Genomic DNA, 21,147 nt, shown 5'->3' with positions numbered 1-21,147 from the left:
TGTCGCAAGGAATTACATATTCGGGTAGTTAGGACCACCACCACCTTCAGGTGTTACCCAAGTAATGTTTTGAGACGGATCTTTGATATCACACGTCTTACAGTGAACACAGTTTGCCGCGTTAATTTGGAAACGCTTAGAACCGTCATTCTCTTCCATAATTTCATAAACGCCAGCAGGGCAGTAGCGCTGAGCTGGCTCGTCCCATTTTGGTAAGTTCACATTTACAGGAATAGAAGCATCTGTCAGTTTCAAGTGAGCAGGCTGGTTCTCTTCGTGAACGGTATTCGATACGAATACTGAAGACAGACGATCAAATGTAATTTTACCATCTGGTTTTGGATAATTCGGTTTGAAGGTCGCAGCATCTACAGTTTTGAGTGCGCTGAAATCAGGCACTAAATCATGCAAGGTAAACGGTATTTTAAACACGTTTTGGTCGATGAAGTTAAACGCACCGCCCATCCATTGACCAAACTTATGCATTGCAGGACCAAAGTTACGCGCGCTATAAAGTTCTTCTTTCAGCCAGCTGTTGTTGAATTTTTCAGTGTATGCCGTTAGCTCTTTCACAAAGAAATCTTCGCCTTCAGTTACACGAGCAATTGCAAGGTCACCACCTTTTTCAACGCCAGCTTGAATCGCTTCGAATACCGCTTCGCCACACAACATGCCCGATTTCATGGCAGTGTGAGAGCCTTTAATTTTAGCGAAGTTTAGGAAGCCTGCATCATCACCAATTAAAGAGCCACCTGGGAAGGTGAACTTCGGCAGAGAGTTGAAACCGCCTTTTACAACCGCACGTGCGCCATAAGAAATACGTTTGCCACCCTCAAGATATTGCTTAATAAGTGGATGCGTTTTCCAACGCTGCATTTCTGCAAATGGATACATGTGTGGGTTTTCGTAAGATAAATCCACGATCATACCCAACGTCACTTGGTTGTTTTCAGCGTGATATAACCACCAACCACCAGAAGAACCGGTTTCAGCTAGAGGCCAACCTGCACCGTGCATCACCAAACCTGGTTTGTGTTTTGCAGGGTCAATTTCCCATAGTTCTTTGATGCCGATACCATAGTGTTGAGGGTCTGCATCTTTATCGAGATCGAACTTGGCAATTAGGCGCTTACCTAAATGACCACGACAGCCTTCCGCAAAAATCGTATATTTGGCATGTAGTTCATAGCCTGGGGTAAAGTTATGTGTTGGTTCACCATCTTTACCAATCCCCATATCACCAGTTTGGATGCCTTTAACGGTACCATCGGCATGATAAAGAATTTCAGATGCAGCAAAACCTGGGAAAATAGACACTTCTAATTCTTCAGCTTTTTGGCCTAACCAACGCACCACGTTACCGAGTGAAATCACATAATTGCCATCATTGTGCATGGTTTTAGGAACCATCCAGTGCGGCGCTTCTTGTGACTTTTCAGCAGACATTAAGAAATATGTTTTATCTTCAGTTACTGGAACATTTAAAGGCGCGCCTTCTTCTTTCCAGTTTGGGAACAACTCATTGATCGCACGCGGTTCGAGCACAGCACCTGAAAGGATATGCGCACCAACTTCAGAGCCTTTTTCTACGACACAAACGGACAGATCATTAAGGTTGTTTTCAATTGCAAGTTGACGAATTTTAATCGCAGCAGAAAGGCCAGCAGGGCCTGCGCCAACGATGACTACGTCAAACTCCATCGATTCACGTTCGATGTGTTCCATGTAGGACTCCTCATATGGTTAAAGGTGGCAACCGTTTTGACTCAAAGAAAGGTGCTGCCATGAGTGTTCTTAGTTCCCAGACACAAAATTTATCATCGTGTCTTTTATATTGTGAGCTAGTATAGGTTTAAACCGAGTTTTAGCCAATTGGCTGAATCATATTATTTTTCCGTCAGACAGGCATGAATTTTATGGATAAGCAGCACAACTCAGAAAATCCGACGAAAAAAGTAGCTATTGCTGATAATAAAAACTTAACCGATATTGCACAATACATAAAAGATGGACAGACCGGTCACAAAAGGTCAATCCCCCCTTTAGATCAATGGCACCCAAAGCATTGTGGCGCAATGGATTTGAAGGTTTTAGCCAATGGAGAATGGTGGCACGAAGGTCAATTGATCAAACGCCAAGCCATGATTGAGCTGTTTGCAACGGTACTTTGGAAAGAAGAAGATAAGTTTTATCTCAAAACTCCTGTCGAGCAGATTGAAATCAAGGTAGAAGATGAGCCTTTATTTGTCAATCAGGTCGATCAAGTCGAAATCGCAGGAAAAATTTACTTACAACTGACCACGACCACACAGGATGTGGTGATTGTTGATGAAGACCATCCCATTTTTATGCGTGAATATCAAGGTGAATTGCGTCCTTATGTGCATGTGCGTTTTGGAATTAATGCACTGATACAGCGTGCAGCATTCTTTCATTTGGTTGAGATGGGGGAACTGCTTGAAAATGAAAAAGGTGAATCCATTTTAGTGTTACGAAGTGGTGATTTGCGCTTGCAATTAGGCACCTGAGGTTTAAGCTTGATTGATCTTTTAACTTTATACTGCAACGAGTCCTCATGAGTGCCATTCAGCCCTTATTCCCTATGATCAACCCCATGCCAAAAGCGACAGCCGATGCGCCAATCGGGATATTTGATTCGGGGATAGGCGGCTTATCCATCGCTCAAGAAATTGCCAAGCATTTACCACATGAACGATTTATTTATTTTGCTGATACCGCACATGTGCCTTATGGGCCGCGCGATGATCAAAATATTCGAGAATTGACTGCACAAGCGATTGAGTGGCTTTACCGCAAAGGCTGTAAGGTTGCAGTTGTGGCGTGTAATACCGCTTCTGCCTTTAGTTTGGATTATTTACGTGAGCACTATGGCGACAATTTCCCGATTATCGGGCTTGTTCCGGCCCTAAAACCTGCGGTATTGCAAAGTAAATCCAAAACCGTAGCTGTACTAGCAACCCCTGCGACCTTTCGTGGGCAACTGATTAAAGATGTGGTTGATAAGTTTGCACAGCCTTCGGGAGTCACAGTGATTCCAGTGACTTGCTTAGATTTAGTACCTTTTGTTGAAAGTGGCGCACAGATGAGTGCGGCATGTTTAGCCACGTTAAAAGATATTTTAGAACCTGTTGTCGATCAGGGTGCAGATTACTTAGTTTTAGGCTGTACCCATTACCCTTTTTTGAAAATAGCGATACAATCTATTTTTGGTCAGAAACTGACACTAATTGACTCTGGACTGGCAGTTGCACGACAAACAGCCCGTATTTTAATCAAAAATGAGTTATTATTTGAACAAAATCATGAAGGTGATGTTCGAATTGAATGTTATGTCAGTGGGAATAATGCAGAAAGTTTGAGACCTATCTTACAACTTTTGATTGAACCAGAACTAAGTTGGACTATTTTAAATATATCTGCTTAATTCTTAAGCAAATAAGTCGAGTATTTTGATATATAGTCAAAAATTGCAACTTAATATGCTTGAGTTAGTCGCAGTGTCTATCTAATGGAATTTGGGGGATAGGATGCTGCGAAGAATAATGAGGATAACCGATGCTCGATAAGCGTTATCAAGTGTTTATAACCACCTCTGGAAGCGAGATGCAGCCAGAGAGGATCATTTTGGCCCAAACTTTAGTGGGCATGGGATTTTTTTCTTGGGGATTAGAACAACGGACACCACTTTCAACGGCTTTTGCACGTCGTCAGATCGATGACTGTGACTATGTCATATTGTTGCTGGGCAGCAAATATGGGGAACAGTCTGTATCGGGTGTGGGCTATATGCATCTCGAATACATTTATGCGGTCACCAAACAAAAGCCGATTATTGTCTTTATGCATGATGATCCAGATGCGCGTGATCCTAATTTGCATGATGACAAGCCTGAGTTACGTGAAAAATTCAAAGATTTTAGAAAACTATTGCAACAGGAAGTTGATCAGGTTTTCACTTATCGGACCATGCGTGACTTAGAAATGGCTGTTCGTTTAAATATGACCCAGATGTTGGAGCGTTATCCTGTATCAGGCTGGGTTCGTCCGCAGAATACCCAAGTCTTGCATGACGAGATAGATAAGCTCAAAGCGAAGGTGATGCAGTTAGAAACCGAAGCAGGTAAACGCGAAGTCGATCCATTTTTGTCTTTACCCAAAGTCGCTATGCATGAATTTTTTGCCTTTGATTATCGGACGCATGCCTATCAAGATGGCAACTTTAAGGAACTGAAAATTCAAAAGCAGATGACTTGGGCACAATTACTCTCTGTTTTGGGGACAACCTTTATTCACCCCACTCCTGAAGAGTATTTTTCCAAACGCATAAATGAGTATTTAAACGAAACTGGTTTAAATGATGCACGTCTGGAAATGCCTCGTGCTCATGCTGTTGCACGCTCGCAAATTAATATTCGTGCTTTGCACAGTATCAAAATGCAAATGCGTCAAAATGATTGGATTGTTCAGTCGGGTCGAGATGATCGTCAGCGCATGCTTTGGCAGTTGACCCCGAAGGCGACTAAACTTTTGGAGAGTAATTTATTGCAAAAGGATCGGCCTTTTCAATTTAAATCTTCGTAGTTATCCATTTAGATAATGCACTGAAAACTGTTACAGTAGAGACATTCGAAAACGAGCCACGGGGGCTGAATGTCTACTGCAACAAAAGCAAAAGTTACTGTTATTTTGGCAAATTTGGGAACGCCTGATGCACCGACAGCTTCAGCAGTGCGTCGCTTTTTGGATCAGTTCTTATCTGATTCGCGTGTGATTGAAATTCCCAAACCGCTTTGGCAGATTATTCTTCGTTTATTTATTTTGCCGTTTCGTCCGAAGCGTGTTGCCCATGCTTATGAAATGGTGTGGGGTAATGACTCGCCAATGCGAGAGATTTTAATGACTCAAGTGGCTGCGTTACAACAACAGTTGATTTTGCAATACCCTGAGTTTGAGCTGAATATCGTCCCTGCAATGACCTATGGCAATCCAGGTATTCAGTCTTTACTTACTGAGCTGAGTCAAAACCCTCAAGATCATATTGTGCTTTTTCCTTTGTTTCCGCAGTATTCTGCAACATCTAGCGCGCCTTTATATGATGCTTTCGCGAAGTGGATTCCAAAGCAGCGCAATTTGCCAGGGCTGAGCATTATTCGCGATTATTATCAGCACCCTTTATATATTCAGGCTTTAGCGCAAAGTGTGCGCGATTTCCGTGCTGAACATGGGGGGACTGAAAAGCTGTTAATGTCTTTTCATGGTATTCCACAGCCTTATGCCGATAAGGGTGATCCCTATGCCGACCGTTGCCGTATCACGGGGCAGTTGGTGGCGGCAGAGTTAGGCCTAGCGGAAGATGAATGGGCAATCAGTTTCCAATCCCGCTTTGGCAAGCAAGAATGGGTGAAACCCTATACCGATGCCTTATTGACCGAATGGGCAGAGCAAGGAGTGAAATCGGTGCAAATTATGAGTCCTGCATTTTCAGCGGATTGCTTAGAAACTTTAGAGGAACTGGCGATTCAGAATGCTGAATTGTTTTTGTCTCAAGGTGGAGAGCGGTATCAATATATTCCAGCCTTGAACAGCCGCGGAGATCATTTGCAATTGCTCAATACGCTGGTTCAAGCTAATCTTGATGCCTTAAAACAGACATTAGCCAGCAAAATGAATTGAGGTTGACACTCTATGTTGCAAGTTAAAATTGTGCCTGTAACGGCATTTCAACAGAACTGTTCCATTGTTTGGGACAGTGACAGTAAAGAAGCAATTTTAATTGATGCAGGTGGAGAACCTGAAAAACTTAAAGCAGAAATCGAAGCGTTGGGTTTGACGGTAAAAGCGCTGTGGCTGACGCACGGGCATTTAGATCATGCTGGAGCAGTCGGGGCATTAAAAAAACTGTGGGATGTCCCTGTGATTGGCCCACATAAAGAAGATGCCTTTTGGTTGGATATGATCCAAGAAATCTCGCAGCGTTATGGTTTTCCTATTCCTGAAAAAGTGGATGTCACGACATGGCTTGAAGGTGGCGAAGTCCTTAAACTGGGCAATGAAGAGTTTGAAGTGCGTTTTGCCCCTGGACATACTCCGGGCCATGTGATGTTTTATAACAAAAACTATGGTTTGCTTTGGACCGGCGACGTGTTGTTTAAAGGCTCAATTGGTCGTACCGACTTTCCACGTGGCAATCATCAGCAGCTGATTGACTCTATTCAGCGTGAATGCTTTAGCTTACCTGATGAGACGCAGTTTATTTCAGGACATGGGCCAATCAGTACGATTGGTTTTGAAAAACAACATAACCCTTTTGTGGCAGGAAAAGCAGGCTAAGCGCTTTGTGGTCTTATTGAAAAATAAAAAAGTTAGCAGCTGCTGACTTTTTTATTTGCGAAATGGATTATGCAAAATGTGTTGGGTTTCTAGAGCAAACACGATAGAGAATAAGGCCACTAATAGTCCAACCGAGAGGATCAACAGATCTTGCATATAGATGCCAAAACTGAATAGACAGATCTCAAGTAAAACGCCAATTAAAACAATAGTCTTACTCAGGATGTTCATCTTATCCCCCTTTAGGATGTTGTTTTTGTCACTTGATCATGCTGTGAGCATGTACCAATTTTGGCGGGAGTATAGTCGACGAATTATCCTTTTAAGCGAATATTAAGATCTTAAATAATGGACAATTTCTCTTAAAATATGAAAAATATCATGAAATTAAACATATTATTCTTCTGAGTTTTCTGCTTGCGGTGCATCTTGCGTTGGGAGGCGATACTCATCATTAGCCCATGCACCTAAGTCAATCAATTTACAACGTTCTGAACAAAATGGGCGGAATGTGTTGTCTTCCCATTGACTCATTTCTCCACAACGGGGACAAGGGAAAGTGTGTGGCATGATCGACTCCAGATAAAATTTTCGGATTGAAATAGGCAAAAACGTTGGCAGTTGTTAGACTGATGCGGTTTTTTCTTAGTTTGATCTGATTATGCCGATTCGTCAATTTCAAGCCCAGCGTATGCATGCGCCTCGTGATTTTCAAATGATCAGTCCTGATCCACTGTGTGTGGAAATTGGGGCGGGCAAGGGTAAACATGCTTTATTGTTTACGGCCCATCATCCTGAGAAAAAGCTGATTGCAGTTGAGCGAACCCGTGAAAAGTTTGTGGCGATGCAGAAACAACATAGCTTAGAAGGTCAGCAGAATTTACAGCTGGTACATGCCGATGCTTTGCCTTGGGTGGTACATGCTTTGCAACCGCAGCAGGTTGAACAGTTCTTTATTCTTTATCCCAACCCTGAACCGCATAATCCTGCGCAGCGCTGGTTGAATATGCCGTTTTTTGAGTTTCTGATTTCACGTTTACAAGTGGGCGGACAAATTACTTTAGCCAGCAATATTCCAGAATATATCGAAGAAGCACAGCAACAGTTGATTGAGGTGTGGAAGTTACCATTTGTGAAAGAGCGCATTGCGGATAGCTCAGCGCGCACGCATTTTGAAATTAAATATTTAGAACGTGGTGAGTTGTGCCAACAGTTAATCATCACGAAACCTGAAGGTTATCGCACGCGCTTTGATGCGTTTCAGGCCCTGCAAGGTCAGAACCCACAGGTGCAATCTTCGGAACAAGCTGAATAAACCATGCCAAAGCGTATTGCAATTATTGGGGCGGGCCCAGCCGGTTTGATGGCGGCAGAAGTGTTGAGCCAATATGAGGTTCAGGTCGATGTATTTGAGCAAAAACCATCTGCTGCACGTAAGTTCCTGATGGCGGGTAAAACAGGACTAAATATCTCTCATGCAGAACCTGTAGAGCAGTTTATTGGTCGCTATGATCAAGCCGAATGGTTGGCACCTTGGATTCGTAAGTGGGATGCCAACTGGATTCAAGCATGGATGAAAGATTTAGGCATTGAGTCCTATGTCGGAACGTCTGGGCGTATTTTTCCGATTGAAATGAAAGCCGCGCCTTTATTACGTGCATGGTTGAAACGTTTGGTTGAGTCAGACGTTAAGTTTTACTATCGTCATCAATGCCTCAGCCTCAAAGAACATACACTTGAAATTAAGTCTTTACTTAGTGATCAAGTACATAGCCAGAGCTATGATGCGATCGTCTTGGCTTGCGGAGCAGTGTCATGGTCTCAGCTCGGTAGTGATGGCGCATGGCAAAACTGGTTGGAGACCGATGAAATTGAGCCTTTTCAAGCCAGCAATGCTGGGGTAGAACATGAATGGTCTACCTACATGCACCCCGTTTTTGGGCAGCCACTGAAACGTATCGCAGCATGGGTGGGCGATGCGGAAAAAAGTATGGGCGATATCGTCATCACCCATTATGGACTAGAAAGTGGTTTGGTCTATAAGCAAGGTCGAGCGCTGCGTGCGCAGCAAAAACAGCTCCAACCTTTAGTGTTAACGCTTGATTTACTGCCAGATGTCACGGTTCAAGAATTGGCTGTGCGTCTGAAACCCACAAAAAAGCAGTCGTTAAGTAATGTTTGGCGTAAAGCTGGTTTAGATGCAGCTAAGGCGAGTTTAGTGCGAGAGTTGGTTGCAAAAGATCACTGGAATCACCCAGAACAACTGGCTCAGCAGATTAAGCAACTCCAGATTCCTTTAACTGGTTTTCGTCCGATTGAAGAAGCCATTAGTTGTGCAGGTGGTGTGCGCCTTGAAGTGCTGAGTTCGCGGTTGCAATTAAAATCTAATCCCACCGTTTTTTTATGTGGGGAAATGTTGGACTGGGATGCACCTACAGGGGGCTACTTACTCACTGCATGTTTTGCAACTGGACGTGCCGCGGGTGAGGGTGTGATACAGTATTTGAATGTGGCAAAAAAATCGCCATAAGCGATGCAACTGAAAATCAGCTGTGCTAATTTGAATAAAAATTCAAGGAGCATCATGATGTCGGATCTTCAGCAGTATGTGGGCAGCTGCCTGTGCGGTGCAGTGACTTATCAAATTGATGGGTCGATTGGCGATATTATTCAATGCCATTGTCAAAAATGTCGCAAGGCCAATGGAACGGCCTATGCAACCAATGCACCGATTGCTAAAGCGGATTTTAAACTGACCTCTGGTCAGGACGTTGTGAAAAAATATGCATCGAGTGCAGGCACAGAGCGCTGTTTCTGTGGCAACTGTGGTTCACCTTTGATCAGTATTAAAGCTGACACCCCTGACTTTTACCGTTTGCGGATCGGCACTTTAGATACCCCGTTACAGCAAAAGCCGACGCAGCATATTTTTGTGGCATCTCAAGCCGAGTAGGACAACATTTGTGATGCATTGCCACAATATGCTGAACGCCCATAATTAGAATAGATTTAGTGAAAGGGATCGTCGGATCCCTTTTCTTTTTCCGAGATTGAGTTAGTGGCCTGTCGACATCGTATCTTGAGCCTTAGGATATTGCGACTGCCAGTGTTCAAGCTGCTCTTGGGCATGAATGAGCTCACCGAGGCCTTTCACGTTATCATGTGGTGCTGCGACTTTATCTTGAATGATTTTGGCTTGGTTATCCCAATATTGGTACATCAGAGTTTGAATGTAGCGTCCTTGTTCTGTTTTTAGATCCAGCTCTTTCAACATATTCAGTGCAGACTGAATATTGTCTTGTTTGCGTGTTTTTGCAAATTCATCCGAGAGCGTGCCTGCCTCACGCATTTTCATGAGTTCATCTTCCATTTCATCACTCATGTTACTGAAGCGCTGGTCATAGTCGACTAAGAGCGCAATATCGTGTGGATCATTGGCTGTTTTAGCAAAATTTTTGACAGGTTCAGAGCTGAGTTCTTGCAGAATTTTATCATCGCTCGAAAGCGTGTCTTGCTCAGCAGGTTCATTGACTTTGTTACAGCCTGTGAGGATTAAGCTACTACCTAAAAGAAGTGGCAGTAGAATCTGTTTCAATGAAAGAGTATGTGGGTTCATATCGATGTCCTATTATTCTGCTATTTTTTGAAAGTGATAGGCATAGGTGATGTAAGGAAAACTGATTTCGTCTTGTGGCTGTTTGCCTGTGTACTGCTGCACAATTTGTTCAAACTGATGTTTTAAATCCTGTTGTTGTTCGAGTGGCATTGCGGCAATAAAGCTGGTCGAAAGGAGACGTTTTGAGACCACTTGTTCTACTGTACCGGTTTGCTCCTGGGCAAACTGATGCAGGCTTTTGAGTTGAAATAAGGGTTGATGTTCAAAGACTTTTTGCCACAGCCCACTATGATAACGCGGGGTATCTCCTTCTAATGGAGAGAGCCGTTCTGCGAGCGCATTGACCCAGTCGACTTGAGTGTCGCGTTGATTCCAGACCAAGCCCAAATGCCCTTGCGGTTTTAGGACACGGTGAATTTCCTTTAAACTGTGCATGTTGGCAAACCAGTGGAAGGCTTGTGCAGATAAAACTGCATCGATACTTTGCGAAGGCAGGGGAATATGGTCACTAAAGGCTTGTAATGTTTCGACCTGCGGGTAAGCCAGTTTGAGTTGAGCCAACATTTCGGTGACAGGTTCGATGGCAGTGAGTTGTCCACTATGTGGAATCAAATAAGGCAGAAACTTACCTGTGCCCGAGGCAAGATCAATCACATGAGAATCTGCGTTTAAATGCAACTGCTCGGTGAGCCATGCATGGATCTCTTGTGGATAACTCGGACGCACTTGTTGATAAAGTTCAGCAGCTGCACTAAACCCGTGTTGTGCCGCAGGATGGAGTAATTGTGTCATATTTTGCGCTTTTTTATCTGCTCTGCATCTATAAAATAACACATTTGGTTCGATGAAATCGCTTATGCTGTATGGAACGAACATGACCTCACTTTATAGGAATGAAATCTCTCAGCATGGACATGGCGAAACAAATTATTTTTGAAGACGAACAGATTCGTGTCATTTTTTTACAGGGTTCATCGGACGAACTTATTTTCTCTTTTGGCGATCTAATTACTCGTGCCAAGGGAACGTCGATCAATGCAGAAAAGTCGCTGGCGAAGTTTGGCTTTAATGTGGTTGGCATTATGCCAAAACAAAAGTCATGGTTTCCAGAGTCTTCGATGTTAGCGATGTTGGATGCAATTCGCGCTTGGATTGCTCCCTTTCAAACCCGCATTGCCTATGCAGGGTCGATGGGCGGCTATGCAGCGATTAAATACTCTAAACTGCTTGGATTTAAGCGCGTGGTGGCCTTGGTGCCGCAGTATTCGATCGACCCTGAACAGGTGACGGATAACCGCTATAACATGTTCTATCAGCCTGAGCTGAACCATGACATGCAGGTACAGGCGAAGGATGTCTCGGCAGAGTGTGAATACATTGTTATTTATGACCCTTACTGCCCTGAAGACCGTGCGCATTATGAAAAATTACAAATGGTCATGCCGAATCTGAATACCCTGAACTTACCTTTTACAGGGCATGATGCGATTGCGGTTTTAGCCAGTTCAGATTTATTGCACGATTTTTTACGTCATGAGTTTGATGCGCCGTATTTTTATAAAAAAATTCGTGAAGTGAAAAAGAACAGCAAGTTTTATTACCGTAAAGTGATCGAAAACTTGTTGCCGCGTCACCGCTTTTCTTTGGGGCGAATTCTGAAAAATAATGAGCTTGAGTTAGATGGTCAATTTTTTGATGCCAAGCTAAAACAAAGCATTATCCGCGAGTTACTTAGCAATCGACAAGTGAGCCAAACTGATCTGTTGAAACTAGGCATTCAGGTCAACTTACCACAAGAAAATAGCTGTCAGTTGATGGATAATTTTGGACATGGTTTGGTGTTCAATATGATCAGTCAGAAAATTGAAAGCTATGCACCAGATGCCATTGCACTAAATCATAAGTTTCTGCTGCCGATTTTTGCCAAGGGCAATGGGTTAGTACATATTTACTATAACGACATGCGTTATACCATCGTCATGAATGACAGACAGATCATGAAATTGGTGCATGAACAAGCCGAATTAAGCGCTGGAATGCATCCATTGTTAATGAAAAAATACAGTGATTATTATCTGATTAGCTATAAGCAGTTTAACTTTAGCTGTGATGAATATGGTGGCTTTGATTTGGTCGAGGATATTCCAGAAACAGCGCAGTTTTTGGTGTCAAGCGATGCTGAATCAGATGTGTTCATGTGATTTATTCATATAGAGCTTTGGTCTAAGGCCAAGCGCTTGTTTTCCGTCCTATTTGGTTTAATATGAGAGTATTGTTTATCTTTTAAACAATACAGATAAAGATCAAATAGGGTGGAAGCAATGCAAAGACATTGGTCGGCTGTATTTATAACATTACTGTTTATTTCAACATCACAAAGCGCACTGGCACAAAGTTTAGAGCCAGCTTATCTTACATTCGGTGGTGGCCTGATTCTCCTGCTGATCCTGACGTTTTATGTGATTAAACAAATCAGTATTTCTATTCGTATTCATCGCAATAAGCCCTTTAAATAGAGGGCTTTTTTCTGGACGTAGTACTTGTTTTCAGGTGATTAGGACAGCGTTTACATTGAAAAGTGGGGCTGAGTTCGTTTAAATAAGCGCTCTATCATTATGCAGAACAACTGGACGTGAGCAATGAAAGCCCTATTTTTAGATTATGCATCCTTAGATAAAAATGATTTGGACTTTCAAGCACTGCATGCTGTTTTTGATGAACTGATCCTTTACCCAAGTACCGATGCTGAGACACTTGTCGCCCGTGTACAAGATGCAGATGTGATTATTAGCAACAAAGTAATGGTAGATGCCGATACCCTAAAACAATGCCCTCAGTTAAAGTTGATTTTAATCTCTGCCACAGGCACCAATAATATCGATTTGCAGCAAGCCAAAGCGCAAGGTGTTGTGGTGTGTAATTGTCAGGGTTATGGCACGGCAGCGGTGGCACAGCACACTTTAATGTTGATGCTTAACCTGGCAACCTCGTGTTTACCATACGACCGTGCAGTGCAGCAAGGTGAATGGAATAAAGCTTCGCAGTTTTGCCTACTGGACTACCCAATTATTGAACTTTCCGGCAAGACCTTAGGTATTTTAGGGTATGGGGAATTGGGGCAGGCAGTGGCTAAACTCGCTGAAGCCTTTGGCATGCGAGTTTTAGTGGGCAATTTGCCGAACCGTCCACATGCTGACTCAACACGAGTGGGCTTTGATGACTTGCTGGCGCAATCGGATTTTGTCAGTCTGCATTGTCCATTAACCGATGACACGCGTGACCTGATTGATGCTCAAGCTTTCAAAAAAATGAAAAAAAGTGCCTTTTTAATTAATTGTGCACGGGGTGGAATTGTCAATGAAGCAGCTTTGGCAGACGCGTTAAAACAGGGTGAAATTGCGGGTGCAGCAACCGATGTATTGACCGTTGAGCCACCTAAAGAGGGTAATGTTTTATTGGATGCTCGTATGCCGAATTTAATCATTACACCACACAGTGCGTGGGGCAGTGTCGAAGCACGTCAACGCATGGTGCAGCAGTTAGTGGAAAATGCTCAAGCTTTTCAAGCAGGGCAGCCAATCCGTCGGGTGAATTAAAGCAAATTGTCTTGTCCTGAAATAGATTGACAGTATTCCACTTCAAACCGAGTTAAGCAATTAGCTCGGTTTTAGTTTGCTCATACATCTGATTCGGGGTGTTCATATTTAAACTTAAATGTGGTCTATAGCAATTATAAATCATGATAGATTCCGTAATTAAGTGATCTAACTCCTTCATGGTTTGACATCGTGTAGTTAAAAACTCCTGCTTTAATATTCCATTAATCCGCTCTGCTAATGCATTCTGGTATGAGAAACACTGTTTCGCAAGGCCTCCATCTGTCATAGATGGACATACCCCATAATGGCGTAATGCCGATTGATATAGTTCAGAGCAATACTGAGAGCCTCTGTCTGAATGGTGAATCATCCTTGTCGCTCGATCCGTCACATGCTGCATCGCCATATGTAGAGCCTGCACAACATTCTCCGCACGCATATCATTCGATAACTTATAACCTTTAATCTGGCGGGTATAAGCATCTGTCACTAAGGATAAATAATGTACGCCTTCAGCACTCTCAACATAGGTAATATCACTGACAAAGACTTCATTGGCTTGCACAGCTGAATAATCCTTTAATAAATTTGGATGCTTCTTCATCCAATGCTTGCTATCCGTAGTTTTTGTGTAGCGACGCTTGGGGCGAATCAATAAATTATTTTCTTTCAATATTTTAAATAACTGATCCCGTCCACACTTTAAACCACGCTGCAACAATTTGCCTTGAATAAGCCAATACAGGTTACGTGTTACGATACTTGGCATGAGACAACGATATTCCATAACCAACTCGAGTATTTGTTCGGTTACTTGTGCAGTCATTTGAGCACGTTTTTCTGCTTGATAATAAGCTTGTCGAGTGATTCCTAACCACTGACAATAACGTGAAACGCTTAGTCCTCTTTGGCTTTGCCAATCTTTGAAACGTGCTCGGTATACTTTTTTCCAAGATCAGTCCCACATTCTTTATCAATGTGATAAATCACATCCTGTATAAATTCAGTTTTGAGCTTTTCTGCGGCTAACTGTTTTTCTAATTGGCGGATTCGTTGTTGGGATGTCAATTGGCGTTTAGAAGAAGTCGGCATATTCGAAGTCCAATCTTGTTGTCCGTGCTTGCGTAACCATACCAGCACAGTTGATCTTCCTTGAATACCATATTTTGCCTGAGCTTGTTTATAAGTAATTTGCCCTTTTTCTACTTCATGTACAACCATCATTTTAAAGGCGAAGCTATAATCACGTTGTGTACGCTTAACTCGTTGTTCTCGTTCATGTTCCATAAAATAAGTCTCTTAAGGTGTAAACTTATTTCAGGACGGGACAAATAATGACAACGAAAAAGCCCATCAACTGATGGGCTTTTTTGCTATTAAAGCTTAGTCACTTTAATTTCTTCTTCTGCTTGAGCAGGTGTAAATGATGATGGTGCTTGGGTAATCGTGGGTTCATTCATTGTTTGTGGTGCGACAGGCTGTGGAGATGAGACTGAAGGCACTTGAACCGCAGGAGCATCTACAGGTGCAGATGACGGTTGACTTAAACTGCCTTGGTAAATGGGGGCGGGTTGATCCGTTTGACCAGTAATCACTTGCTTGGTTTCATGCAGTTTTTTATTCACACTTTGGGTGACTTGCTGTCCTGTTTCTTTGGCTTGTTCTGCGGTGTCGTTGGTGATGGTTTTTGCACTATCCAGGGCTTGGTGTGCAGAAGGGCGAATTTTTTGGATGCCTTTTTGTGTTGCTGTACCGACTTTTTCTGCCGTGTTAATCACACCTTCTTGAGTTTTATAAGCCCAAACGTGAAAGATATTGGGGTTTTTACCATAAGGCGTAATTGGCTTTTGCGCTTGCTGAGTGGTGGTTTCTGTTTGTGCCCATACACCTGCTGTTGTCATTAAAAGAGCGCAGAAGAGTGTTGTTTTCATCATGTTCATAGAGCAGTGTACCTCTTGGGCTATCGTGCATAAATCAGCGTTTTAGCATAAAGCCTCTTTGTGTGAATTTCATGTGCTTGGTTGTAAACAAGCATCCTGTGTAAATGTATATAGCTAAAAAAAAGAGCCCAGCATGTGGACTCTTTCAACTCTGGAGGAGTTTAACTTCTACTTCGCGCCAACGGCAGCATCCGCAGATGAACCGACTTTGGCTTTAGCAACAGGTGTATCTAATTCCACTTGAGCCTGCCCATTTACGTCAGCACGTTTAGGTTGAACACTGACAGCCTGCTTAGTTTCCTGCCATTTTTGTTTGGTCGCTTGTTGGCCTTGTTTTGCTTTATCCGCTATATAGTGACCACTTTTTTTGGTGTTATGCTCAACAGAGTCTTTAACGTCACCTGCCTTATCTTTTACGACAGCAGATTTTTCAGCTGAAAATTCTTTGGTGTCTTGCCATTTTTCTTTGCTGAATGCTTTGGTTTTGTCGACACCATGCTCAACCGTTTCACCTGTCGCATGCGCGGCATGTTTGACATCATGTTTTAAGTTTTGCAATACGCTTGGCTGCGAGGTTTGAACTTGAACATTGGCCGATGTATTGGCTGTGGTATTTGCAAATAGGGAAGTGGAAGCTAAAAGTGCAGTGGTTAAAGCCGAAGCGGTGAGTGTTTTTGTTAAAACTTTCATCTTTGATTTTCTACCTCTTATGACAGAACCCGATGAGGAGTTCAGAACAGCAGTCATCATAGACAGAAATGAGCTCAAAAATAGCGTTTGATATGAAAGTCGCACAATGCGGCAACAGCGCATGAACAATGGGCTGAAAATTGTGTCGTTCAGTTAATTCATTAAAATTATGTAAGTTTATGCATGGTCGTTGTTTTAAATGTAACAAGTATGAAGACTGGTGTTGAAATAAAAGATATGAAGCGGAAGGCATTTGAGAGGAAGTCATCACTGATGTTGCACCAGTGATGACGATTTGCTTAGTTACATTGCGCTAAGGCTTCTTTTGCAAAGTGATTACGTAGTGCGAGGAAGTTTTTCTGTACTTCTGCATCGTGTAATTCAAATTTGGTTGCTGTGCTAGTGCCATCGAGTGCAAAGGTTGCTGAGCCACCTGTGATGAGGGTGTAGTCACGGAACGCCCACTGTTCTACGACTTTGCCTGCTTTGAGGTTGCCAGTAAATTCGATGACGCATTTGTCTTCAAATTTGGTCAGTTTTGCTTTGTTATTGGTTGTATCTGGATAGACTTCAATGTCTTGGACTTCCTGTAATACACCCGCTGTCAACTGTGGAATCGTTGGTTGAGATGTACATGCTGTAATAGAAAGGGCAGCAAAAGTAGCGAAAAGTACAGTTTTTAATTTCATAAGGTTCGTTCTTGTTGCGAGTTGTTAGGTTGAGTATAGGGAATCAGTTGGAAAATGACTATAGCTCAGTGATTAACGATTCCAATCTTGTGTGCGAATACGGCCAGTTTGGTAATAAATTGAGACCAATTCGATAAAATTTTTAAAGTCTGAATTCTCATTTAAAATTCGATTTATTGATTGCCAATCCACTTCGGGTCTTCGGCGAGCAGGAAGTAAGATTTCACTTTCAGTTGGATTTTCTGGATTGAGTAAAATTACACCTATACCATGTAAAGCTGAAAGCATACGCAGTTCTTCTTCAACTTCATTGGTAGAAATTGAGGTTGCAACTAAATATCCTTCATTTGCCCAACTTGAATTACTAACAGCTTGGAAAAAGCTACTTCTAATATTTGAGTTATTTAGTTCTTTTTTTACCTCGAATGACCAAAGCCGAACATTCTGACCTGAACCATGTTTAACGCAGGTCTTCACTAGTTCATGCCACTTTTTATCAATAGGCTGTATAGCAACAATATCAGGGTGTAACCATTGATTACCATTTTGTCCTCGATTATTTGAAGACTTTTTTTCATCAATTCTCAGGCTATAGAGGTTTAACTCTTTAGACAAATATTCGATGAGAACAGGATATAAATCATGTTCTGAGAGTACTTTATACGTTGGAGTAGATACTACTTCTTGCTCATCATCGAGAGGAATATTTTCTGAATTATCTAAATCAAGTAAGGGGATGTTATTTTGTTCAAACCAATACAAGCGCGGTCTAGGCCTGTCTTGCATTTGAATTCTTGGCTCGATTTTCAGGATTGCTTTTTTATGTGCACCTATTTCAGCAATAACTTGATTTAAAAAATCTTCTTCATTCGAAAATCGTGAGTTGCTTCTTTTTTCTAGGTAGTCATTTGGATAAAGCTTTGTTATCCCTAGAGCAATTTCTCGAGCAGTGAATTTTTGAGTTGGATGTGCTTTTAAAAATTCCGCGACTTTTTGTGGTTGTGATAATTTCATTTCATCAATATGTAAAAAACCCCACTATCAACATAGCGGGGTTTCTTTTAACTTACAAGCAATTAAGACTTTAGTGCTGCAACACACTTACATCTGCAACACGTGTAAACAAATCACGAAGCTGAGCAAGCAGACGTAAACGGTTTGCTTTCAGTTCAGCATCATCTGCCATCACCATTACGCCATCAAAGAACGCATCGACTGGCGCACGCAGGGCTGCCAATGCAGACAACGCAGCAGTGTAATCTTTAGAAGCAAATAGTGGCTCAACCACTGGTGTGATTTTCGCAAGTTCAGCGAATAATGCTTTTTCAGCATCTTCCACCAAGTTTGCTTCAACCACAGCACCTTCAGGTGCAGCTTCTTTCGCTAAGATATTCGCAACACGTTTGTTGGCAGCAGCCAAAGCAGCCGCTTCAGGCAATGCACGGAAGTGATTTACCGCATTTACACGCTTATCAAAATCTAGTGGAGATTTTGGTGATAACGCTTGAACTGCTTGGATCACATCAACAGCAACGCCTTGGTCTTCATATTTCGCACGGTAACGACCTTCAAGGAATGCAACAGCATCCGCTAAAGTTTTATCGTGATCTTTCAAGACATCGCCATAGGCAGCCAAAGCAAGCTTGATCAATTCTTCAATCGAAACATCAAGATTGTTTTCAGTCACTAAACGCAAAATACCAATCGCAGAACGACGTAAAGCAAACGGGTCTTTCGAACCTGTAGGCGCTTGACCAATACCGAAAATACCTGTGAGCGTATCTAAACGATCTGCAAGAGCAATTGTAGTACCTGTCTTGGTCTGCGGTAAAACATCACCTGCAAATTTAGGTAAATATTGCTCGCCTAAAGCTTCAGCAACTTCATCATTCTCGCCTTCAATACGTGCATAGTAAGTGCCCGCAATCCCTTGAAGTTCAGGGAATTCGCCAACCAATTCAGAAGTTAAATCACACTTTGCAAGAAGTGCTGCTTTTTCAGCATCGGCAGGATTCGCACCCGTGATCGCAGATAAAGCCACAGCCAATTTGGCAATACGTTCAGATTTATTCCAAAGCGTACCTAACTGTGCTTGGAAAACCATATTAGCCAATTTTTCTTTACGAGATGCAAGCGGTTGCTTTTGATCTTGTAAGAAGAAGAATTCTGCATCAGACAAACGAGGGCGTACAACTTTCTCATTCCCTTCAATAATTTGAGTCGGATCTTTCGACTCAATATTTGAAACAGTAATGAAATAAGGTTGAAGTTTATTATCAGCATTCACCAAACAGAAATACTTCTGATTGTCTTGCATGGTTGTGATCAATGCTTCTTGAGGCACAGCAAGGAAACGTTCTTCAAAGCTTGCACGAAGCGCAACTGGCCATTCAACCAATGCAGTGACTTCATCACGTAAATCAGTAGGAACGATCGCAATCGCATTCACTTCATCAGCAAGAGCTTTGACTTGTTGGTCGATAATAGCCTGACGTTCTTCAAAAGAAGCAATGACTTTAGCAGCACGTAACGCATCTAAATAGTCATTGGCGTGTTGTAGTGCGATTGCTTCAGGGGTATGGAAGCGGTGACCATAAGTCACATTCGCTGCCTGATGATCTTGAATCGTGGCTTCAACCACGGAGTTGTCTTTAAGCAACACCACCCATTTTACAGGACGCACAAATTCAGTACGGCTTGCGGCAGAGCGCATGCGTTTTGCAATTGGCAGGTTGTCCAACGCAGTTTGTAGAATTTGTGGCAATAATGCATCAAGGCTTTGACCTTTCACATCTTTTAGGTAGCAGACTTTTTCAACTTTACCTGCTTGGAAAGTAGAAACCTGATCAACCGTAATACCTTGACCACGCATAAAGCCTTCAAGCGCTTTGGTCGGTTTGCCTTCGGCATCATAGGCGGCTTGAACAGCAGGACCATCAAAACGTTTTTGGGTGTCTGCTTGCGCACCATCTACATTGACAATTTTAAGTGCCAAGCGACGTGGCGCTGCATAGGCTTCAATTGCATCAAAAGCCAAGCCTGCATCTTTTAAACCTTTTTCAGTTTCTGCAAGTAAGGCATCGCGTAAGGTTTTTAAGCTTTTCGGTGGGAGTTCTTCGCAACCGAGTTCAAATAAAACTGTATGTTTAGACATTATTTGCTTTCCTCAGTATTTTGCGCTTTGGCTTCCGCTTCAACCTGTGCTTTTAACTGCGCCAAGACTTCATCACGTAAATGTGGTTCAGCCATTGGGAAACCTAGTTTTGCTCGTGCGGCTACATAACTTTGAGCAATAGAACGTGCTAAGGTACGTACACGTAAAATATAACGCTGACGCTCAGTCACAGAAATTGCACCACGCGCATCGAGCAAGTTAAAGCAGTGAGATGCTTTAATCACTTGTTCATACGCAGGTAATGGTAATTCTGCGGCAATTAAACGGCTTGCTTCTACTTCATAGAAGTCAAACAGTTCAAACATTTTATCAACAGGCGCATATTCAAAGTTATAGGTCGATTGTTCAACTTCATTTTGATGGAATACATCACCATAAGTGACTGTACCAAACTGTCCTTTAGTCCAAACAAGATCGTAAACAGAATCTACACCTTGTAAATACATTGCCAAACGTTCAAGACCGTAGGTGATTTCGCCTGTTACAGGGTAGCATTCAACTCCACCCACTTGTTGGAAGTACGTAAACTGAGTCACTTCCATACCGTTTAACCAAACTTCCCAGCCTAAGCCCCAAGCACCCAATGTTGGAGATTCCCAGTTGTCTTCTACAAAGCGAATGTCATGCACCAATGGGTCAATTCCAATTGCTTTTAAAGAATCTAAATACAACTGTTGGATGTTGTCTGGGTTTGGTTTCAGCACCACCTGAAATTGATAGTAGTGTTGTAAGCGGTTCGGGTTTTCGCCATAACGACCATCCTTAGGACGACGTGACGGTTGAACGTATGCTGCGTTCCATGTTTCAGGCCCAAGTGCGCGTAAGAATGTTGCAGTGTGGAATGTCCCTGCACCCATTTCCATATCGTAAGGTTGTAAAATGACACAACCTTGTTCAGCCCAGTAGTTTTGTAAGGCAAGAATTAAGCCTTGGAATGTATCAATATGCGATATGGCGCGACTCATGCAGCATCCATTATAAATATAAGAAAAAATTGGTTCTAAGTATAAGGATTTTGCAGGGGAGTGGCAAAGGGTTCAGTAGGATTCATTCATTTAAAAATTTAACTGTGGTGGTTACGTGAGAG

The 21,147-nt window shown here is 42.5% G+C and carries 22 protein-coding genes; 11 read left to right on the top strand and 11 right to left on the bottom strand.

Features of this window, described 5'->3' with window-relative positions; translation table 11 throughout:
* Nucleotides 1–12: 12 nt before the first annotated feature.
* Nucleotides 13–1,725, bottom strand: a complete 1,713-nt coding sequence (locus ACG9ZB_RS03175; RefSeq protein WP_317455252.1) for an electron transfer flavoprotein-ubiquinone oxidoreductase — start codon at nucleotides 1,723–1,725, stop codon at nucleotides 13–15.
* A 191-nt stretch (nucleotides 1,726–1,916) separates the two neighbouring features.
* Between ACG9ZB_RS03175 and ACG9ZB_RS03170 the strand changes: the two genes are divergently transcribed.
* The 5 genes from ACG9ZB_RS03170 (at nucleotide 1,917) to ACG9ZB_RS03150 (ending at nucleotide 6,351) form a co-directional block, all read left to right on the top strand.
* Nucleotides 1,917–2,528: a DUF1285 domain-containing protein gene (locus ACG9ZB_RS03170; RefSeq protein ID WP_419324074.1), complete on the top strand. Its 612-nt coding sequence runs from the start codon at nucleotides 1,917–1,919 to the stop codon at nucleotides 2,526–2,528.
* Between the two features lie 47 nt (nucleotides 2,529–2,575).
* A complete protein-coding gene (gene murI, locus ACG9ZB_RS03165; RefSeq protein ID WP_419324072.1) occupies nucleotides 2,576–3,445 on the top strand; it encodes a glutamate racemase in 870 nt (289 codons plus the stop codon).
* Between the two features lie 131 nt (nucleotides 3,446–3,576).
* Complete coding sequence (locus ACG9ZB_RS03160) at nucleotides 3,577–4,602, top strand: DUF4062 domain-containing protein (RefSeq protein ID WP_419324070.1); 1,026 nt, start codon at nucleotides 3,577–3,579, stop codon at nucleotides 4,600–4,602.
* A 69-nt stretch (nucleotides 4,603–4,671) separates the two neighbouring features.
* Entirely contained in the window at nucleotides 4,672–5,694 is a 1,023-nt protein-coding gene (hemH, locus tag ACG9ZB_RS03155) for a ferrochelatase (protein ID WP_419324068.1), read from the top strand.
* Nucleotides 5,695–5,706: 12 nt separating this feature from the next.
* Nucleotides 5,707–6,351, top strand: coding sequence for an MBL fold metallo-hydrolase (locus ACG9ZB_RS03150; RefSeq protein WP_236769187.1), 645 nt, complete (start codon nucleotides 5,707–5,709; stop codon nucleotides 6,349–6,351).
* A gap of 396 nt (nucleotides 6,352–6,747) precedes the next feature.
* Here the strand turns inward: ACG9ZB_RS03150 and ACG9ZB_RS03145 are convergent, their stop codons facing one another.
* Entirely contained in the window at nucleotides 6,748–6,921 is a 174-nt protein-coding gene (locus ACG9ZB_RS03145) for a DNA gyrase inhibitor YacG (protein WP_259233708.1), read from the bottom strand.
* An 85-nt stretch (nucleotides 6,922–7,006) separates the two neighbouring features.
* On the opposite strand from ACG9ZB_RS03145, the gene ACG9ZB_RS03140 reads away from it, so the two are divergent.
* From ACG9ZB_RS03140 to ACG9ZB_RS03130, 3 genes are read left to right on the top strand one after another with little or no spacing between them, the layout of a single operon-like run.
* Nucleotides 7,007–7,666 carry an SAM-dependent methyltransferase gene (locus tag ACG9ZB_RS03140; RefSeq protein WP_419324185.1) on the top strand — a complete coding sequence of 220 codons (660 nt, stop codon included), beginning with the start codon at nucleotides 7,007–7,009 and terminating at the stop codon, nucleotides 7,664–7,666.
* Between the two features lie 3 nt (nucleotides 7,667–7,669).
* The gene (locus ACG9ZB_RS03135) at nucleotides 7,670–8,881 is read left to right on the top strand and encodes a TIGR03862 family flavoprotein (RefSeq protein WP_419324066.1); all 1,212 of its coding nucleotides are present in this window, start codon (nucleotides 7,670–7,672) and stop codon (nucleotides 8,879–8,881) included.
* A 57-nt stretch (nucleotides 8,882–8,938) separates the two neighbouring features.
* Nucleotides 8,939–9,304, top strand: a complete 366-nt coding sequence (locus ACG9ZB_RS03130; protein ID WP_419324183.1) for a GFA family protein — start codon at nucleotides 8,939–8,941, stop codon at nucleotides 9,302–9,304.
* Nucleotides 9,305–9,406: 102 nt separating this feature from the next.
* On the opposite strand, the gene ACG9ZB_RS03125 is transcribed toward ACG9ZB_RS03130, so the two are convergent.
* Together ACG9ZB_RS03125 and ACG9ZB_RS03120 are read right to left on the bottom strand one after the other, a co-directional pair.
* Nucleotides 9,407–9,967: a hypothetical protein gene (locus ACG9ZB_RS03125; protein ID WP_419324064.1), complete on the bottom strand. Its 561-nt coding sequence runs from the start codon at nucleotides 9,965–9,967 to the stop codon at nucleotides 9,407–9,409.
* A 12-nt stretch (nucleotides 9,968–9,979) separates the two neighbouring features.
* Nucleotides 9,980–10,759: a class I SAM-dependent methyltransferase gene (locus tag ACG9ZB_RS03120; RefSeq protein WP_419324062.1), complete on the bottom strand. Its 780-nt coding sequence runs from the start codon at nucleotides 10,757–10,759 to the stop codon at nucleotides 9,980–9,982.
* 122 nt (nucleotides 10,760–10,881) lie between these two features.
* Between ACG9ZB_RS03120 and ACG9ZB_RS03115 the strand changes: the two genes are divergently transcribed.
* The 3 genes from ACG9ZB_RS03115 to ACG9ZB_RS03105 all read left to right on the top strand — a co-directional run bounded on the left by ACG9ZB_RS03115 (nucleotide 10,882) and on the right by ACG9ZB_RS03105 (nucleotide 13,563).
* Nucleotides 10,882–12,168 (top strand): hypothetical protein, encoded by a 1,287-nt coding sequence (locus ACG9ZB_RS03115; RefSeq protein ID WP_419324060.1) that lies wholly within the window; start codon nucleotides 10,882–10,884, stop codon nucleotides 12,166–12,168.
* A gap of 120 nt (nucleotides 12,169–12,288) precedes the next feature.
* On the top strand, nucleotides 12,289–12,483 hold the full coding sequence (locus ACG9ZB_RS03110; RefSeq protein ID WP_419324059.1) for a hypothetical protein: 195 nt from the start codon (nucleotides 12,289–12,291) through the stop codon (nucleotides 12,481–12,483).
* A gap of 123 nt (nucleotides 12,484–12,606) precedes the next feature.
* Nucleotides 12,607–13,563: a 2-hydroxyacid dehydrogenase gene (locus tag ACG9ZB_RS03105; protein ID WP_419324057.1), complete on the top strand. Its 957-nt coding sequence runs from the start codon at nucleotides 12,607–12,609 to the stop codon at nucleotides 13,561–13,563.
* Between the two features lie 52 nt (nucleotides 13,564–13,615).
* On the opposite strand, the gene ACG9ZB_RS03100 is transcribed toward ACG9ZB_RS03105, so the two are convergent.
* From ACG9ZB_RS03100 to glyQ, 7 genes are all read right to left on the bottom strand, one after another.
* A protein-coding gene (locus ACG9ZB_RS03100) for an IS3 family transposase (protein WP_419324055.1) occupies nucleotides 13,616–14,853 on the bottom strand; the annotation gives its coding sequence in 2 pieces (ribosomal slippage) (nucleotides 13,616–14,517 and nucleotides 14,517–14,853; 1,239 coding nt in all).
* An 89-nt stretch (nucleotides 14,854–14,942) separates the two neighbouring features.
* Nucleotides 14,943–15,506 carry a hypothetical protein gene (locus tag ACG9ZB_RS03095; RefSeq protein ID WP_419324053.1) on the bottom strand — a complete coding sequence of 188 codons (564 nt, stop codon included), beginning with the start codon at nucleotides 15,504–15,506 and terminating at the stop codon, nucleotides 14,943–14,945.
* 168 nt (nucleotides 15,507–15,674) lie between these two features.
* Complete coding sequence (locus ACG9ZB_RS03090) at nucleotides 15,675–16,196, bottom strand: hypothetical protein (protein WP_419324051.1); 522 nt, start codon at nucleotides 16,194–16,196, stop codon at nucleotides 15,675–15,677.
* Nucleotides 16,197–16,495: 299 nt separating this feature from the next.
* A complete protein-coding gene (locus ACG9ZB_RS03085; RefSeq protein ID WP_004978867.1) occupies nucleotides 16,496–16,885 on the bottom strand; it encodes a hypothetical protein in 390 nt (129 codons plus the stop codon).
* 72 nt (nucleotides 16,886–16,957) lie between these two features.
* Entirely contained in the window at nucleotides 16,958–17,899 is a 942-nt protein-coding gene (locus tag ACG9ZB_RS03080) for a COG2958 family protein (RefSeq protein ID WP_419324049.1), read from the bottom strand.
* A 70-nt stretch (nucleotides 17,900–17,969) separates the two neighbouring features.
* The gene (gene glyS / locus ACG9ZB_RS03075) at nucleotides 17,970–20,039 is read right to left on the bottom strand and encodes a glycine--tRNA ligase subunit beta (RefSeq protein ID WP_419324047.1); all 2,070 of its coding nucleotides are present in this window, start codon (nucleotides 20,037–20,039) and stop codon (nucleotides 17,970–17,972) included.
* The gene (glyQ, locus tag ACG9ZB_RS03070; protein ID WP_419324045.1) at nucleotides 20,039–21,025 is read right to left on the bottom strand and encodes a glycine--tRNA ligase subunit alpha; all 987 of its coding nucleotides are present in this window, start codon (nucleotides 21,023–21,025) and stop codon (nucleotides 20,039–20,041) included. Before glyQ ends, glyS begins: the two co-directional genes overlap by 1 nt.
* Nucleotides 21,026–21,147: the final 122 nt, after the last annotated feature.

This window comes from Acinetobacter johnsonii, from assembly GCF_048551975.1.
Classification (GTDB): domain Bacteria; phylum Pseudomonadota; class Gammaproteobacteria; order Pseudomonadales; family Moraxellaceae; genus Acinetobacter; species Acinetobacter johnsonii_A.
This window is presented reverse-complemented; position numbering and strand designations above follow the sequence as displayed.

Coding starts and splice junctions, on each gene's coding strand:
- hemH (WP_419324068.1), top strand. CDS start 4,672: ATGTCTACTGCAACAAAAGCAAAAGTTACTGTTATTTTGGCAAATTTG.
- ACG9ZB_RS03080 (WP_419324049.1), bottom strand. CDS start 17,899: ATGAAATTATCACAACCACAAAAAGTCGCGGAATTTTTAAAAGCACAT.
- ACG9ZB_RS03170 (WP_419324074.1), top strand. CDS start 1,917: ATGGATAAGCAGCACAACTCAGAAAATCCGACGAAAAAAGTAGCTATT.
- ACG9ZB_RS03160 (WP_419324070.1), top strand. CDS start 3,577: ATGCTCGATAAGCGTTATCAAGTGTTTATAACCACCTCTGGAAGCGAG.
- ACG9ZB_RS03135 (WP_419324066.1), top strand. CDS start 7,670: ATGCCAAAGCGTATTGCAATTATTGGGGCGGGCCCAGCCGGTTTGATG.
- ACG9ZB_RS03090 (WP_419324051.1), bottom strand. CDS start 16,196: ATGAAAGTTTTAACAAAAACACTCACCGCTTCGGCTTTAACCACTGCA.
- ACG9ZB_RS03115 (WP_419324060.1), top strand. CDS start 10,882: ATGGCGAAACAAATTATTTTTGAAGACGAACAGATTCGTGTCATTTTT.
- ACG9ZB_RS03145 (WP_259233708.1), bottom strand. CDS start 6,921: ATGCCACACACTTTCCCTTGTCCCCGTTGTGGAGAAATGAGTCAATGG.
- ACG9ZB_RS03110 (WP_419324059.1), top strand. CDS start 12,289: ATGCAAAGACATTGGTCGGCTGTATTTATAACATTACTGTTTATTTCA.
- murI (WP_419324072.1), top strand. CDS start 2,576: ATGAGTGCCATTCAGCCCTTATTCCCTATGATCAACCCCATGCCAAAA.
- ACG9ZB_RS03085 (WP_004978867.1), bottom strand. CDS start 16,885: ATGAAATTAAAAACTGTACTTTTCGCTACTTTTGCTGCCCTTTCTATT.
- ACG9ZB_RS03095 (WP_419324053.1), bottom strand. CDS start 15,506: ATGAACATGATGAAAACAACACTCTTCTGCGCTCTTTTAATGACAACA.
- glyQ (WP_419324045.1), bottom strand. CDS start 21,025: ATGAGTCGCGCCATATCGCATATTGATACATTCCAAGGCTTAATTCTT.
- ACG9ZB_RS03120 (WP_419324062.1), bottom strand. CDS start 10,759: ATGACACAATTACTCCATCCTGCGGCACAACACGGGTTTAGTGCAGCT.
- ACG9ZB_RS03125 (WP_419324064.1), bottom strand. CDS start 9,967: ATGAACCCACATACTCTTTCATTGAAACAGATTCTACTGCCACTTCTT.
- ACG9ZB_RS03175 (WP_317455252.1), bottom strand. CDS start 1,725: ATGGAACACATCGAACGTGAATCGATGGAGTTTGACGTAGTCATCGTT.
- ACG9ZB_RS03150 (WP_236769187.1), top strand. CDS start 5,707: ATGTTGCAAGTTAAAATTGTGCCTGTAACGGCATTTCAACAGAACTGT.
- ACG9ZB_RS03105 (WP_419324057.1), top strand. CDS start 12,607: ATGAAAGCCCTATTTTTAGATTATGCATCCTTAGATAAAAATGATTTG.
- ACG9ZB_RS03130 (WP_419324183.1), top strand. CDS start 8,939: ATGTCGGATCTTCAGCAGTATGTGGGCAGCTGCCTGTGCGGTGCAGTG.
- glyS (WP_419324047.1), bottom strand. CDS start 20,039: ATGTCTAAACATACAGTTTTATTTGAACTCGGTTGCGAAGAACTCCCA.